This is a genomic window from Acaryochloris sp. 'Moss Beach', assembly GCF_021497025.1.
GTDB lineage: Bacteria > Cyanobacteriota > Cyanobacteriia > Thermosynechococcales > Thermosynechococcaceae > Acaryochloris > Acaryochloris marina_A.
This window is the reverse complement of sequence record NZ_CP071719.1, coordinates 204,144-219,580: the sequence shown is the minus strand read 5'-3', so window position 1 is coordinate 219,580 and position 15,437 is coordinate 204,144. Positions and strand designations below refer to the sequence as shown.

Sequence of the window (15,437 nt, the reverse complement as noted above, 5' to 3'; positions counted from 1 at the left end):
TTACTCAGGTTTAAGTTTCAGAACGAACTAGGCTGGAGTCAGGGTTGGGTCAGAGTTAGAATTTTTTCGTAATTAAAATTACTGACCAAATCAGTGAGTCCTTCGGCGAGAATGCTATGTTCTTCTGGAATCTCTTGAATGAGGGTTTCAATTCGTGTGCTGCGCGCACTCATTGCCGCTTGATGTAGTTCAGCAAGCCATTCTGTCGGCATCACGGATAGTTGGGATGCGGTCACCTCCATTGCGGGTTGCGGTGAAAGGGGTTGAGGCTTTTCAAAGATATAGCGAACCCCCAGATACTCGGTCATCTTCTCGAAGATGGTGTCTTCAAGAAAAGGTTTTCGAACAAAATCATCACATCCGGTGGCGAGGATTTGGGCTCTCTCTTCGTCAAGGGCACTGGCGGTGAGCGCAATGATTACAGTTGCTTGCCCTTTAATATGGGCTTTAATATATTGCGTTGCCTCATAACCGTCCATCACTGGCATTCGCATGTCCATCCAGATCAGATGAGGTCGCCAACGGTCACATTCTTCTATGGCCACTTTGCCATTTTCGGCTTCTCGGACTTCAAATCCCAAGGGTTGCAAAAGATTGACCATCAGCTTGCGATTTTCCATCCGATCTTCAACAATCAAGATCCGATAAGCTGGCTGGTCTGGAGCAAGTCCGATAACGCGTTGAGCCATCGGCTGAGGTTTATGATCTACCTCATTGCCCAAAGTCACTTGCAGATAAAACTGAAATGTCGTTCCCTGCCCAACAACACTCTTAACGGTAAGGTCTCCTCCCATTAACTTTACAAAGCGGTGGCTAATGGGTAAGCCGAGTCCAGTCCCTTGCTGAGACTTTCGGCCTGTTTCAGTTTGGGTAAAAGCTGCAAACAACTGTTTGATCTCACTGGGGTCAATTCCAGGTCCCGTATCTTCGATTTTAAAAAGTAGACATAACTGAGGAGCTTTGTCTTCTGTTGGAGTCTGAACTTGCCCAGCATCAATCCTTAAAATAACGTGGCCTGATTCTGTGAATTTAATGGCGTTACCTAGCAGATTAATCAAGACTTGACGGAGTTTCCCTTCATCTGTGCGAACAAATTGGGGAATATCAGACGCAAGATCATAAGTGAGTTGCAATCCCTTCGTTTTTGCTCGCAAATCGAGCATTTGCATCAAGGTTTCTAGGAGATCATAGAGATCGAAGTTTGTTTTATGAAGGGTGACTCGACCGGCTTCGATTTTGGACATTTCGAGAATGTCATTAATCAATTCCAGTAAGTGCTCACCACTGCGGTTAATGATGTCGAGATGCTCTTTTTGAGCAGATGTGAGTGCAGGATCTCGATGCATCAATTGGGAAAACCCCAGAATCGCATTGAGAGGAGTCCGAAGTTCATGGCTCATGTTAGCCAAGAAACCGCTCTTAGCCTGATTGGCCACTTCAGCAGCTTCTTTGGCCTGCTGAAGCTCAGTTTCTGCTCTTTTGCGATCGCTACTATCCCGTAAAATTGCAGTGAAGACTTTTTCGTCTCCTAACTGTAACTGCGAAATCGAAGCTTCCGCCGGAAATTCTGTACCGTCCTTGCGTCGACCAAAAACCTCGCTGCGATCCCCCATCATTCTGGCGGTAGATCGAGAGGCACCAAATTTTTGAATATGCTTGTGATGAATAGATATTGCCCGTTTGGGTAACAGGAGATCCAGCGATTGACCTAGAACTTCATCAGCCTGATAACCAAAGACTTTCTCAGCGCCTTTATTAAACTGGTTGATCCGTTGGCTTGCATCCACGGAGATAATGGGGTCGTTGGCAATATCGAGAATCCCTAATAACATGGCTTCCGAACCCTGCAGATTGGATACCTGCAGGTCCCCTACAGCCTGGTTCAATGGCTCACTGAAGTGATTGTCTTGACGGACCCCAATTAATAAGGCTGCTGCAATCGTTCCCAAAAGGTTCAGGCTGAGTGCTCCCTGGAGGGTAATAGCATCTGAGATAACTAGGATTTTATAGAGGGTGTAGGCAGACAGGACGCCGGAACTGAATATGCCTCCCCAAAGTCCAAGCCAATGGGCAGACAGGACTGCGCCGAGCATCAGTAAAGGATATAGGGTGGATGGCTCTGCACCGAAGGGGGGTAACAACTCCAACCCAAAAGCAAGAAATAGTATAGCAACGCCACCTGACCAGAAGGGGAATAGGCGTTGACGTTGGATAGAGTTATCGAACGTGTCGGATTGATGCTGACATGAGCCTGGGGAAGTCATAACTCTAATGCAGGATCAATAGAGAGAACATGAACCATCCACAGTGGCCTTAATCCAGTCATGGGACCTTTTGACGGTGAGTCCCCCATCTAACTTGCCTGACTTCGATAGACAAAAACCACTTGTGTTTAATCATAGGACCAATACTAAAAACGAATGGCTTCCGAGAGAGGAATATTCGATTGTTTTAATACTCTGTGTTAACTCGGCTCAATCACCTAGCAAATTCGAGGGAGTTGCTCCCCACTTAAGAAATTAACGATTCTCTCCACACCAATTCGGTTGGTTAGGGTCACCCGAGGGAATGCGGCTGTTGTGACTTGACCAATCACCCGTGCTGGATACCGATGTTTCATTTGAGGATTGGTATTGCTCTGCCCAGATAAGGGGAAGGATAGTGGGGCATTCAGTCTGGCAAGGGCTAAATCTACAGATTGTGGTGGCACGAAGGCGATGAAACGACCTTCATTTGCCACATACAAGGGATCAAAGCCTAGAATTTCACAGGCACCCTGGACGTCTTCTCGGATGGGAATACAGGTTTCATCCAGTGTGATGGCCAAAGACCGACCGGAGGTCATCGTAACCCGAGCCGCCAAAGCGATCTCATTTAAGGCACTCGCTAATCCCCCTCGGGTTAAATCCCGCATACAGTGCAGCTCAACACCATGGGCGATTAGATCCAACACCACATGATTCAGGGGAGCTGAATCGCTCTTGATTTCACTCTCAAATTCCAATCCTTCTCGTTCCGCCAAAACAGCCATACCATGACGGCCTAAGTCACCATTCAGGATGACAAGATCACCTGGCTGGATCGATTGAGGATGGATAGTCTGGAGGTGTTCAATTACCCCCACCCCTGCCGTATTAATGAACACACCGTCCCCTTTGCCTCGTTCCACTACTTTTGTATCGCCCGTGACGATCTGGACATCAGCTTGGTGGGCGGCCTGTTGCATGGATTGCACCACTTGCCAAAGGGTCGTCATGGGCAGTCCCTCTTCCAGAATAAAGCTGGTGCTGAGGTAAAGGGGACGAGCCCCTGCCATTGCCAGATCATTCACGGTGCCGTAGACCGCTAGCGAACCAATATCCCCTCCTGGGAAAAATAGGGGATGGACCACATAGGAGTCGGTCGTCAACGCAAGTCGCCCCGGTGGAAAATCGAGGGCCGCAGCATCATGGTGGTGACGATATTCCGATTGGAACAGACACCCAAACATCTGCTCAATCAGCTGATGCATCAGCTTCCCCCCTCCACCATGAGCTAACAAAACTTGGGGATATTGCTCAATGGGAATCGGGCAAGAGATCGAATCGATTGGCATGGGCGATTTCCAGTAGTTGTAACAAGAACAGGCTAGGCGGGCATCATCGCATCGCCTTGTCCCAGCCAAAAGAGGAGTGCTAGGGCCTTTTGGATTTGGGTCTTGAGCTTATCCTGGCCAAACACGTTGAGTCTCAACTCCTCTTCAATCAGTATTTGAGAGAGTTGGCAGATGGATGCCTGCCACATGAGAAGGGCCAAGGCATCCCGGAGTCCAGCAACCGAATGATCGGTGGGGGAAAGTTTCAAACCCCATCGAAGTAAAAATTGTACCGTAGGGCTTTTCTTACGCATACCAGCCGATAAAGCCGCAGCATCAGGAATGCTAACCGGGCTCAGAATTGGCGGTAATCCCAATGAAAAGGTCAGCGTCTCAGATGGGTGCTGGGGTATCGGTTGCGCCAGGGCACCCTGCCAAGGATCCGTGACTGGCTGAAATGGTTCTGGGTATTGATTGAGCTTAATATTTACCATCACACTGTTTCCTCCCTCATGTTTCCTACCGCAGACTTTTGGGATAAGTGCCTGACCGTAGGATAAACTGCTGTTGAAAGGCTTCAATCTCTTCTCGACTCGGTTGACCATGGGTAACGACGGCAATGCGATAACGCTGCATCACGGCTGCTGGTGTTTGCCCATCCATCAGACTTTTCAACGCAGCCATCATCGCTGGGGAAGGCATACAAGTATATCCAAACTCATCCATGACGGCCCGAAGGTTCATTGCTGTTTTGGGATCGAGCCGTTCTTTGAACTTGATCCGCATCAACCATCCACCGGACAAATAAATAACGGTTACAACGTCTAACGACAACCCTCTGCATTGCTGCAGATACTCGATCACCTGGATCGTCAGACTGGCATTATCAAAGAAGTAGAGATATTCCATGACTTCATTGATTCCTAGATAAGGCAGCGCTTCAGGGTTGAACATAACGCTGAAAAACTCTATTTCAAAGGTATAAAATTCCCTTGAAGAAGTCGTGAGGGAAACGCTAGCTTCTACTATGAATGCGTTGGTTCGCCTCGATCTGCTCCGTGGGATGAAGGATGACTTGTTCCCCAACTTTTAGTCCTTTCTTCACTGCAGCTTCAAGCTGACTACGTTGGCTGATCACCACTTGACGTCGCTGGGCCTTTCCCTGTTCCGCCACAAAGGTACACCATTTCTGATTCTCACATCTAAATAATGCACTTAGGGGCACCTTGAGAGTATCCTTATCCTCCCAGACAACAATACGAGCTTCGACCCGATAGCCATCCCCCAGGGATAGAGGAGGGGAAATAAAATCAGCAATAACGTTGACGCGTTGTTCCTCTACTCCCAAAGCAGACACTTCTGTAAAGGCTGAGGGCTCAACATAGCGCACTCGGGCTTGGAGGGGGTGGGGGTCACCCCAATGGTCAATTTGAATAGTAGCACCGGGTTTGACTTTAACGGCATCCGTGGAGAGGACATCAATTACCAGTTCCAATTGTTTGGCATCTCCCAACTCTAGGAGAGGTTCACCGGCTGAAATAAAGCGCGCACTTTCTTGCATCACGCGAAAGACATTGCCTCCAACGGGGGCTCGAACAACGGTTCGACGTGCTTCATCCGCAAGGTTAACCAAGGTGGATTCTGTACTGGAAATTTGGGCTCGATAGACATCTAATAAATAATCGGGATCTTGCTGTTCGGCCTTTAAGACAGAAAACGCTTTTTGAGCGGCAGCAACAGTTGAGATCGCACCTTGGACTTGTTTGTTAGCCACTTCCAATTCTTGCTGCCGTTGGGTTGCCGCTAACTCAGCATCCTCACGGACCTTTCGAGTTTGGGCCCCAGCTACTTCCAAGTCCTGGGTACGTTTGCGATCTCGAATGGCTTGAGCTAAGGTCGCTTTGGCATCCGCTAGCCGAGCCTCTGCTTGTTGTTGGGTAGCGATCGCAGCTCGAACCTGAGCTTGGGCTTGAGCTAAGGCTGCGGATTTAGGGCGTTGGGTCTCTACCCCTGCCAGTTGCGCCCGCAGTTCTCGCAAGTGCGCTTGGGTTTCTTCGACCTTGGTCGTCAGCGGAAGGGGATCTATCCGAGCCACGATGGCTCCGGGCTGAACTGGATCGCCTGGATCCAGGCCAATGCGAGCCAGACGTCCCGCCACAGGTGCTGCAATCGTAAAGCGATTTTGCACCCTCGTTTTGCCCTCAGCATCAACGGTGACTTGGAGCTGACCGCGTTGAACTTGGCCTAAATCCACTGCAATTGGCGTGGGTCGAAAGGCAAGGGCCACGAGGGTCGCAACGCCCAATCCCAACAGCCAATAGGGAAGGCGACGGGGGAGATGCTTCCAGGAAGGCAGGCGCGTTTTGGGATTTGGGGTTTGGGATTTAAGTTTGGTTGAAGGGGGAGAATGCCCATCATCTGACGGGTAAGGGGGGGAGGGCACCGTGGGCTTTTGTTGCGGCTTGCGCAACCACGGGATTAAGGGGGCGATGTTGTTTGTGTTGCATCGGATCTTCCTCCTTATTCGCGGGTTTTGAGCACAGCAATTAAGTCCAGATGATTGAGCTGACGACGAATCAATCCGCCAGAACCCAGAGCTGCTAGAAAAATAATGACAAAGGCAAAGGCGTAGCTAGCGGGCGTGACAATTAAGGGGAACCGAAATAATTCCCAGTCATAGGCCCGAGTAATCAGAGCCGCTAAGCCAAATCCCAAGGCAAAGCCGAAGGGAATCGCCACAACGGTGACAATGGCTTGCTCACCGAGCAAGATGACGGCAATTTCTCCTTGGGTAAACCCAATGATACGTAAGGTTGCAAGTTCGCGGTCGCGCTCCGACAGTGCAATCCGGGCAACGTTATAGACCACCCCAAAGGCAATCACACTTGAAAAAATAACTAACACAGTCGTAAATATTGCAAAACTGCCACCAATGGTCTTTTCAAACTCAGTAATCACCCGTTCCCGCAAGGCTACGCTAGCCACAGCAGGGGTTTGTTTAAGTTGGGTATAGAGCTGCTCCGAGTGGTGGGCATCCACGGTTAGGTAAGCCCCTGATAGTGTTGGCCCTTCTCGCATTAACTGATTGAGGGCATAAATATCCATATAAGCCCCCAAACCAATCAATTCATCGACGAACCCCACTACTGGCACTGTCCGGGTGGGACGTTCTCCCTCTAATACTTCCACCGTCAGCGGGTCACCGAGCGTGACGCCTAGGATCTCAGCCAACTTTGTGGTTAAGACCACACCCTGGTCAGGGAGAGGGACAGGGTAGAAGTCTTGGTCTAATAGACGACGTAATTCCCCTTGAGGCTCCAATCCTGTCAACCCACTCAGGTGGGTTTGATGCTGAAATCGTAAGCGAGCAGGCACGGCTCGGAAGGGCTCAGCTTGCATGACTCCCGGTAAATGGGTTAATTCATAACGGGCCCGACCGGACAGCGGTTCATTAAATACGAGGGTGACATCTTCTCGCTGCACCTGCCGAAACTGGGCTTCGACCATGTAGGTGGTGGCATCCTCGAAATAGCGACCAATGACGAGGATGGCCACTGCAGCAGCAATTCCCAGAATGGAAAGACTCGCTTGTAGCGATCGTCGTTCTAGATTCCGCAGAATAATCTGCCCCACAGGCGGGATAAACTGTTGCATGCCTAACCGCTCTAGAATCGTCCGTCGAAAAGAGGCTGGAGGCTCGGGCCGCATGGCCTCTGCAGGTGGTAAAGAGACTGCCTGTTTCACTGCCGTGAAAGTCCCCAGTACAGCCGCCCCTCCACTCACGACAATGGCAGTAATCATGATCTGAAGGCTGGCGTGATACCGCAGCACCGGAAAGTGATAGAAGCGGGCATAGTTCTCAGTAATAACGGCCCCCAAACCCATGCCAACAATGGTCCCTAACCCAGCTCCAAGCAGCGTAATCACCAAGACGAGCTTTAAGTAATGCCAACCCACAGCAAGATTGTCGTAACCAAAGGCTTTCAAAACGGCAATTTGATCTCGCTGGGTACTCACTAGTCGAGCGAGCACAAGATTCAGCAAAAACGCTGCAATCCCCAGAAAGACGAAGGGCACCATCACCGCTGTGGCGGCCAAGCTCTCGATTTCGCTGTTGATAAACTGATGGGATATCTGATCAGCCCGTTCGTATGCCCCCAGTCCTCCATAGGGTTTCAATACCTGATCAAGCCGAAAAATGACACTGGCTGGATTAGTGCCTGGCATCAAAGACAGGGCGACATCATTAAACGCTCCATCCAGATCAAAGGCTGTTGCCAACGCTTCACGCCCCATCCAGATCACCCCAAAGCGCTGATTGTCTGGGAACAGCTCCACTCCCCTAATTTCATAAACATATTCTGGCGACAGGGCAATTCCGACAATCCGTAATTGCTGCCACCGTTCGTTGATCACGGCGCCCAGGGTATCCCCCAGCTCCAAATGATTTGCTTGCGCAAACACCTCACTGACTAAAACCTGATCTCGTCGTCCAGGCTCAATATATTGGCCTTGACGAATGAACAGATCGTTTAACATCGGGGTCCGCTGCTCAGGAATGGCAATCAACCGACCGGTTGCTGGTTCCGGCAGGGAGGGCACATCTAAATTCACATCCACGACCACCCGTGTCTGCACTTGTTGCACACCTGGTAGTTCAGCAATCCGCTCTATCAGGGAATCCGGTGCCCGCTTCAGCTGTGCAAACACATCCGCAAATTGATAGCGATCATAGTAGGTCTGCTGTGAAAGCTGCAGGGAATCGTAGGCACTCAGCATGGTCACCAAACAAGCAATCCCACAGGCGACGATCAAGGCGATCGCAATTACCTGTCCACGGAGATGACGGAGATCTCGAAGGAGTTTTTGGTCAAGGGCTACCACTCCAACTCTCCCGGTTTCAATTTGTGTTCATTCTCTCGAACAGCCACTATCTCGCCACTCCGCATGGTAATCACCCGATCGGCCATGGCGGCAATCCCAGCATTGTGGGTAATGACAGCTGTCGTTGTCCCTAACTCTCGATTGACTTGGGCGAGGGCTTCCAGGACAAGCTTACCGGTTTGGTAATCTAAGGCTCCCGTGGGTTCATCGCAGAGAAGCACTTGGGGGCGTTTGGCAATCGCTCGTGCGATCGCAACCCGCTGCTGTTCTCCACCGGATAGTTGAGCCGGAAAGTGATTGATCCGATCACCGAGATGAACCCGTTCTAGCGCTTCGCGGGGATGCATGGGCTGGGGAGCTATCTCGGTAACGAGAGCGACATTCTCCCGAGCAGTAAGACTAGGAATCAGGTTATAGAACTGAAAAACAAAACCCACACTCTGGCGACGAAAGCGAGTGAGAGTGCGATCACTAGCGGCGGTTAGATCTTGCCCCTGAAATATCACCTGTCCACTGGAAGGAACATCTAATCCCCCGAGAATATTGAGCAGAGTGGATTTTCCGCTGCCAGAAGGACCGAGTAAAACGATAAATTCACCGGTAAAAAGCTCCAAATCCACCGATCTGAGAGCCTCAACCGTCACCTCTCCCATCACATAGGTTTTGGTCACACCCCTCACCTGAAAAAGACTCGGACTGGCGAGAGTTATCCTGGAATTGCCTTTGTTGTTAGAGATTTGTGAAGGCTGAGACATGGGCTAAAACCATCGTCACGACAAGACTTATTTCCGTAATCTCCCCGGTTCGGCACGTAAAAACTCTTTGGCACATTAGTTTGAACTTAGTTTCCAAGCTTGAGAAACTTGTGAAGTAGCAAGGACGCTCACAACTTTCTCAATGAATACCCAGTTCAATCACTGTGCCCACAATTTGATGTCCCAAAATAAGTGGTAGTTTTGGGTCTGGCAGCTCGCCATCAACAATATGTAAATCGGTTCGACAAACCTCACAAACATGAACCTGCAATAGAAGTTGGTGAGAATTGGGGTTGGGAATGGGGCGTTCTATACACTGGAGAAGTTGACCAGGGGCATCTAGTTGCATCAATGTCACTGACTTAAGAAAGTAGAAAAGGGCTGTAAGTCTTGATAGATATAGAATCAAGACTTGCAATCCATCAATAATCTGCCTTCTACTATGTCTGAGTCAGCCGAAATTCTCAAGCACCAGTTTTCCCAAAGCCTGGGATTGCCCTGGACGGATATTCTTCCTGCTTCAATGCTGACCGACATCCTAGCAGAGGAATCAATCTCTTATCGCAACCGTGTGTATACGCCCATCGTTACGTTGTGGGCCATGCTCTACCAAGCATTATCTGCAGACAAAAGCTTGCGCAACACGGTCAAATGCATCACCACCTGGCTCACTGCCGCAGGAATCCAACCCCCCATCATCAGATACAGGAGCCTACAGTAAAGCCCGAGGAAGATTACCTGAGTCCCTGCTGCAACGGTTAATTCCCGAAACTGCTAATCACATAGAGCAAAGCATTCCCCAAGAACACCACTGGTGTAATCGAACAGTGAAAGTCTATGACGGCACGACAGTGCTGATGGCTGATAGTGCGGCGAACCAAGGGGAGTATCCTCAACATGGCAATCAGGCTCCTGGCTGTGGATTCCCCATTGCCCGTTTAGTGGTGTTTTTTGCTTAATCACAGGGGCAGTGGTCTCAGCCTGCATTGCCCCCTGGAGCATGAGTGAAATCGTCATCAGTCGGCTGCTTTATGAGGATCTGGAGGTTGATGATGTGGCCATAGCAGATCAAGCCTATGGCAGCTATGTTGCTCTAGCCCTGATTCAACAACAAGGAGCCGATGGGGTTTTACGTAAACATCATGCCCGTCATACAGACTTCCGTAAAGGACGTAAGAACGGGATAGGAGACCACCAAGTTCAATGGCAAAAGCCCACACGGTGTCCCGCCCACATGAGTGCAACGGAGTTTGCAGAGATTCCCAAAACATTGACAGTCAGGGAGGTATCGCTACGTCTATCGCGTCGAGGCTTTCGAGACCAGTTCATTATCGTCGTCACGACTTTACTGGATGCTCAGCGCTATAGTGCTAAACAATTGACTCGCTTGTACGGATGGCGATGGCAGGCGGCTGAAGTCAATTTGAGACACCTCAAAACCACCTTAAAGATGGAAATGCTCACGGCAAAGACACCTGAAATGGTGCGCAAGGATATTTGGTCTCATTTGCTAGGCTACAACTTATTGAGAAGTCTCATGGAACAGGCTGCCCCATGGGCAGAATATGACCGCTCTCGACTCTCTTTACAAGGGGCTCGACAACACTTTAATCAGATGCTGGTTTTGTTAGCAACGGCGACACAAGCGATACGTCAACGGTTGTATGCTCATCTGCTTGAAAATATTGCTACTGACCTTCTGCCTGTTCGACCCCATCGGCTCGAACCCAGGGTCGTTAAACGAAGACCTAAGCCCTTCCCCAGAATGCGACAACCGCGCTCTGTCCTCAAAGCCAATCTGGCTGCTTGATTAAGCTTATCTCAGTGCCATTGATCTAGTTGCATTGCTCGCATTGCTGATTCCTCCAAGGCTAGATGTAGATCGCTCAATACTTTTGGGGCAGGGGATCTCCTCACAAATTCATCAAGTTTATTTCTTAAAGTCAAAGTAGAAGGAGATGACTCCCCAACCATTTCAAACATAACGGTGCTTTATAAAACTTCTGTGGGGAGCATCCCAAACCAGTTGTGACAGCGAGGAGGCGTAATGATGTCTATTGTCCTTCGTGATCCGTTCCGTAGTTTTGAACGCATGTATCCATTAGGTTGGGAACCTTTTCAAGAACTGGAAAGCTGGCAACGAGAGATGGATCGGATGTTTGGACGGTTAATGCCAATTTCTAAAGGGGATGGAGAAAAGAGTCTTACCTTTATGCCATCTGCGGAAATGGACGAAACCGATCAAGAAATCCATCTCAAATTTGAACTTCCTGGTCTTGATGCTAAGGATCTTGACATTGAAGTCACCAAAGATGCCGTTTTCATCCGAGGAGAACGCAAGACTGAAATTGAAGCAGAGTCAGAAGGGACCGTTCGATCTGAATTCCACTATGGAAAATTTGAACGCGTTATCCCCATGCCCAGCCCCATTAAGACCGATAACGTTCAAGCAGAATTCAACAATGGGGTCTTGAGTCTCACCTTAGCGAAGTCTGAGGAGGATATGAAAAAGTCCGTTAAAGTAGCAATTAGCTAGATTCTTAATTACTGTTTCGTGAGGCTGTGATCGCACCTTGAATATGAAGATGCGATCACAGTGCTAATTGCTGGATTAATTTACAGATCACTGTCTTGTGACCCATGCTCTAGCCCCGAGAAAAAAACCGTGAGGTATTGCGAACCAGTCATGAGAAGTACTTGGCTATGTCCGACTCTGATGTTCCTGACACCTTTTTCGACATAGTTCATACCTTGTTCTAAGGTGCTCCATAAGCTATTCGCTAAAATGGCACTATCTTACAGGTCTCTTGCTAAGCGCAAACTTGGCCTTTTCCTGCAGCCTTAAATGGATGGTGTTATTGACGCATAAAGGCAGGAATTTTCACATGAATACTAAATCAGGTTATTTGTTCGGAGCAAAGCAGCACAGGCTCTACTATCGAGCTTGGTTTCACGAACATCCTCCTCAAGCTGCGGTGGCAATCATCCACGGCCTCGGTAGCCATGGCAGTACTTTTATAAATGCGGTCAATACCTTTGTTCCTCAGGATTATGCGGTCTATGTCTTAGATCTACGGGGGCATGGTCGCTCTTCTGGAGAGCGAGGCTATATCAACCACTGGTCAGAGTTTAGAGCCGATTTTCACATGTTTCTGCAGTTAGTTGAGTACCAACAGCCTAACGTTCCTCTCTTTGCCTGGGGACATAGTCTAGGCGGTGTAATTGTTCTGGATTACGTCCTACATTATTCCCATCAGCTGTTGGGCATCATTGTATCCGGTCTACCCATGGGAGCTGTTGGTGTTTTACCCTGGAAGTTAGCAATCGCTAGTCTTCTATCACAGCTATGGCCTCGATTTTCTCTCAATACGGGCATCGATCTAGCCAGTAATTCTAGCGATCCAGCCATCCTTCTAGACTATTCTCAGGATCCCCTGCAGCACACTCAAGGAACAGCTCGGTTAGCCACTGAGTTTCTCCGCACTCAAGCCGAATTACAAGCCCAGGCAACAAATATCCGTCTACCGCTGTTGATGCTCCATGGCAGCAACGATCAGACCGCTTCTCTCACCGAGAGCATAGCCTTTTTTCAAAAGGTCGGTAGCAAGACTAAACAACATCTAGAATATCCAGGAGCCTTTCACGACTTACACGCTGATCTGGATGCCCAAACAGTACTCGCTGATATAAGCCAATGGCTTCGTCAGCAGCTCACAACCTTTCAGAAGACCAAGGAACGACAGCTTAGTATAGTCAGCCTTTTGTGGTCTCTTCCAAAGAGCGAATGAATTCACGAATGATATCGGTCTTGGTCCGATGTGTTTTTTTCGCATAGCGGTCCAATATTTTTAGTTCATACTCTGGAATTCTTATGCAAAGCTGATTCTGGGCCATATGTATAGATATATGCTATACTGCGATTGTACCTTAAAAATTGTCATTCAACGCTACTGAGCATCTTTTAAGGTTCCAATTCAATGACCACGCTGTATTGATGCTATTCAAAATTATTCAAGCAGTGCTTCGGCATCGCTAATGCTCCTTATTGTTGTAGAAATAAGAAATTAGATCGCGTAGCTTTGCCAGAAGCCATCTCACATCAATGAAAGCGCGGAATGGTTGAGGAGACCTAGCACCGTTTGTGGAAGAGAGTCGCAAGTAGTGGCTCAAGCGGATCATGTTTACACCCAACGAGATTTACTGCCCACCCCCGCAGCCCGAGCATGAGGTCTTAGGGCGAACCCTACCATCACTGCTCGATGAAGCCTGCAAGAGCCATCCGAACGCCCAGGCATTTAATCATTGGACGAGAGAAGGCTGGGAACCCGTCTCATCACGGGCGTTCTGTACAACCACAGAGGAAATCGCTTTGGGCCTAAAAGAACTTGGGCTAGAGACGGGCGATCGCATTGCCTTACTGATGCACAGTGATGTCAACTTCTGCCTAGCCGATATGGGCAGCTTGCTGGCACGCCTGATCAACGTCCCTGTTTATATGGGTGAAACACCCGAAAACATGGTGTTTATTTTGCAGCACAGTGGTGCAACAGCCCTGATGTTGTCTGATCTGCAGGTGTTGAAGCAAGTTGCCCCTTGCCTACATGAAGTATCTACTCTGAAATTTGTTTTTATTGCTAATGGCCTTAACTCTTCGACTACTGAGGATGCTTTAACAAAACTTCGCGTCGATATTCCAGAGAGTATCCAGCTAATTTCTTTGTCTACCGTGCGGGCGTGGGGGATAGAGCAATGGTCAGATCAATCCCGGAAGAATTTAAGGGCCGAGATTTCACCTGAAGATGTGGCCACGATTGTCTATGTTGCTGGTGCGACGGGACGTTGTCAGGCATTTAGAAGCCAGGTATTGCCTATCTTTCAGGCAGTGACGGCCCTTAGACAGCGACTACAGCACGGTGCCCCCCTACCTGTGTGAACTTCCAAAAGGGGTCATGCTTACCCATGAAAATCTGGCAGGGAATGCGCTGGCAGCGTTTAGCATTATGCCGGGTCTTCGAACCGGTCCCCAGGAAACGGTCCTTTCTTTTCTGCCGCTCACCCACGTTTTTGCTCGAGTAATGCTGTACGGGCATCTGAGTTATGGTCATACGATTTATTTCACGACGCCCCAGCGGATCGTTAAACATTTACGGGAAATCCAGCCTACCATTTTATCCACAGTGCCGCGTCTTTTAGAAAAGGTCTATCAAAAGATTCAGGAGCGAGGCCAACCATTGCCCCGTTTCAAACAGATAATCCTCAAGTGGGCGATCGATCTAGCTCAGCGATACCAGCTGGGACGTCAGTCTCACGGGCTCTATACCTTGCAGCTAAAACTAGCCGATCAGTTCGTGTATCGCCAATGGCGTCAAGGATTTGGGGGGCGTCTCAGGTTCCTCCTTTGTGGCGGTGCTGCCCTCAAACCAGAGTTAGCCACGGTCTTCTCTGCTGCCGGAATTCCAGTCCTTCAAGGGTATGGTCTCACTCAAACGAGTGCTGTGCTGTGCGTGAATCGAGGGGAACTGAATCGAGCTGGAACAGTAGGGGTGCCTATCCCTGGTGTTGAAATTGAGATCGCACCCGATGACGAAATCTTGGCCAAAGCCCCCTACGTGATGAAAGGCTATTACAATAATCCAGTTGCAACCCAAGAAGCCATTGACGCGAAGGGCTGGTTCCATACTGGCGACTATGGAGAGATAACTGATGATGGATTCTTGACCATTACCGGCCAGAAAAAAAGTCTCTTTAAACTATCAACCGGTAAGTATGTAGCCCCTGAGCGCATTGAGCATCATCTTGTTCAATCCCCGTTAGTGGATTGGGCTTTGGCTGTGGGTAATCAGCGCCCTTACTGTGGTCTGCTCATTTTTCCCAATCGACGGAGACTGCAAAGATTGGCCAAGAAGCTGGGGTTACATCTTCCCCTTAACGAGATCGTAGACCATCCGCAGATTGTTGCTGAATATCAGTTACTGATCGATGCGGCTAATCAGAAACTCCCGGCGTGGTCAAGGATAAAACGCATTCGCCTAATACTTGAAACACTCACCGTTACCCATGGATTACTGACACCCTCCCGACGACTCGATCGGGAATCAACCTGCACAGCCTTCGCTGAAGAGATTGAGGATCTGTATAGCACGGTTGTGCCTTCTAGGATCCAGTCAGTTACTTCCCCTATCCTACCAGCATCTGCATCGCTGACGTTGGAAGCTTCTTAGGGC

At 49.3% G+C, this 15,437-nt stretch carries 12 protein-coding genes and 2 pseudogenes; 5 read left to right on the top strand and 9 right to left on the bottom strand.

All coding sequences use genetic code 11. The features are described 5' to 3' along the window. Positions 1-38 precede the first annotated feature (38 nt). The 8 genes and pseudogenes from HRE53_RS29525 to HRE53_RS29490 form a co-directional block, all read right to left on the bottom strand. Positions 39-2,264: a PAS domain-containing hybrid sensor histidine kinase/response regulator gene (locus HRE53_RS29525; RefSeq protein ID WP_235111815.1), complete on the bottom strand. Its 2,226-nt coding sequence runs from the start codon at positions 2,262-2,264 to the stop codon at positions 39-41. Between the two features lie 218 nt (positions 2,265-2,482). Beyond that, positions 2,483-3,595, bottom strand: a complete 1,113-nt coding sequence (gene hypE / locus HRE53_RS29520; protein ID WP_235111813.1) for a hydrogenase expression/formation protein HypE — start codon at positions 3,593-3,595, stop codon at positions 2,483-2,485. A gap of 32 nt (positions 3,596-3,627) precedes the next feature. Continuing rightward, complete coding sequence (locus tag HRE53_RS29515; RefSeq protein ID WP_212667132.1) at positions 3,628-4,068, bottom strand: hypothetical protein; 441 nt, start codon at positions 4,066-4,068, stop codon at positions 3,628-3,630. A gap of 25 nt (positions 4,069-4,093) precedes the next feature. Then, positions 4,094-4,528, bottom strand: a complete 435-nt coding sequence (locus tag HRE53_RS29510) for a hypothetical protein (RefSeq protein WP_235111811.1) — start codon at positions 4,526-4,528, stop codon at positions 4,094-4,096. Positions 4,529-4,589: 61 nt separating this feature from the next. Beyond that, positions 4,590-6,017, bottom strand: a complete 1,428-nt coding sequence (locus HRE53_RS29505; protein WP_235111809.1) for an efflux RND transporter periplasmic adaptor subunit — start codon at positions 6,015-6,017, stop codon at positions 4,590-4,592. Positions 6,018-6,094: 77 nt separating this feature from the next. After that, entirely contained in the window at positions 6,095-8,458 is a 2,364-nt protein-coding gene (locus HRE53_RS29500) for an ABC transporter permease (RefSeq protein ID WP_235111807.1), read from the bottom strand. Then, the gene (locus HRE53_RS29495) at positions 8,452-9,213 is read right to left on the bottom strand and encodes an ABC transporter ATP-binding protein (protein ID WP_212667099.1); all 762 of its coding nucleotides are present in this window, start codon (positions 9,211-9,213) and stop codon (positions 8,452-8,454) included. Before HRE53_RS29495 ends, HRE53_RS29500 begins: the two co-directional genes overlap by 7 nt. Positions 9,214-9,361: 148 nt before the next feature. Further along, positions 9,362-9,571: pseudogene (locus HRE53_RS29490) on the bottom strand (alcohol dehydrogenase catalytic domain-containing protein); the annotation flags it as partial. Positions 9,572-9,603: 32 nt separating this feature from the next. Between HRE53_RS29490 and HRE53_RS29485 the strand changes: the two are divergent. The 3 genes and pseudogenes from HRE53_RS29485 to HRE53_RS29475 all read left to right on the top strand — a co-directional run bounded on the left by HRE53_RS29485 (position 9,604) and on the right by HRE53_RS29475 (position 13,001). Continuing rightward, positions 9,604-11,023, top strand: a pseudogene (locus tag HRE53_RS29485) (IS4 family transposase). 240 nt (positions 11,024-11,263) lie between these two features. Next, on the top strand, positions 11,264-11,749 hold the full coding sequence (locus HRE53_RS29480) for an Hsp20/alpha crystallin family protein (protein WP_212667135.1): 486 nt from the start codon (positions 11,264-11,266) through the stop codon (positions 11,747-11,749). Positions 11,750-12,098: 349 nt separating this feature from the next. Beyond that, entirely contained in the window at positions 12,099-13,001 is a 903-nt protein-coding gene (locus tag HRE53_RS29475; protein ID WP_235111805.1) for an alpha/beta hydrolase, read from the top strand. Here the strand turns inward: HRE53_RS29475 and HRE53_RS29470 are convergent. Continuing rightward, a complete protein-coding gene (locus HRE53_RS29470) occupies positions 12,967-13,107 on the bottom strand; it encodes a ribbon-helix-helix protein, CopG family (protein ID WP_235111804.1) in 141 nt (46 codons plus the stop codon). The two genes, HRE53_RS29475 and HRE53_RS29470, sit on opposite strands and share 35 nt — an antisense overlap. Before the next feature lie 283 nt (positions 13,108-13,390). Between HRE53_RS29470 and HRE53_RS34715 the strand changes: the two genes are divergently transcribed. Next, complete coding sequence (locus HRE53_RS34715) at positions 13,391-14,146, top strand: AMP-binding protein (protein WP_255801569.1); 756 nt, start codon at positions 13,391-13,393, stop codon at positions 14,144-14,146. A gap of 16 nt (positions 14,147-14,162) precedes the next feature. Then, positions 14,163-15,434: a long-chain fatty acid--CoA ligase gene (locus HRE53_RS34710; RefSeq protein ID WP_255801568.1), complete on the top strand. Its 1,272-nt coding sequence runs from the start codon at positions 14,163-14,165 to the stop codon at positions 15,432-15,434. Positions 15,435-15,437: the final 3 nt, after the last annotated feature.

Excerpts from the sequence above, each read along its gene's own strand:
- HRE53_RS29510 (WP_235111811.1), bottom strand. The coding sequence starts at position 4,528 with ATGTTCAACCCTGAAGCGCTGCCTTATCTAGGAATCAATGAAGTCATG.
- HRE53_RS34710 (WP_255801568.1), top strand. The coding sequence starts at position 14,163 with ATGCTTACCCATGAAAATCTGGCAGGGAATGCGCTGGCAGCGTTTAGC.
- HRE53_RS29470 (WP_235111804.1), bottom strand. The coding sequence starts at position 13,107 with ATGGCCCAGAATCAGCTTTGCATAAGAATTCCAGAGTATGAACTAAAA.
- hypE (WP_235111813.1), bottom strand. The coding sequence starts at position 3,595 with ATGCCAATCGATTCGATCTCTTGCCCGATTCCCATTGAGCAATATCCC.
- HRE53_RS29515 (WP_212667132.1), bottom strand. The coding sequence starts at position 4,068 with ATGGTAAATATTAAGCTCAATCAATACCCAGAACCATTTCAGCCAGTC.
- HRE53_RS29495 (WP_212667099.1), bottom strand. The coding sequence starts at position 9,213 with ATGTCTCAGCCTTCACAAATCTCTAACAACAAAGGCAATTCCAGGATA.
- HRE53_RS29525 (WP_235111815.1), bottom strand. The coding sequence starts at position 2,264 with ATGACTTCCCCAGGCTCATGTCAGCATCAATCCGACACGTTCGATAAC.
- HRE53_RS34715 (WP_255801569.1), top strand. The coding sequence starts at position 13,391 with ATGTTTACACCCAACGAGATTTACTGCCCACCCCCGCAGCCCGAGCAT.
- HRE53_RS29480 (WP_212667135.1), top strand. The coding sequence starts at position 11,264 with ATGTCTATTGTCCTTCGTGATCCGTTCCGTAGTTTTGAACGCATGTAT.
- HRE53_RS29475 (WP_235111805.1), top strand. The coding sequence starts at position 12,099 with ATGAATACTAAATCAGGTTATTTGTTCGGAGCAAAGCAGCACAGGCTC.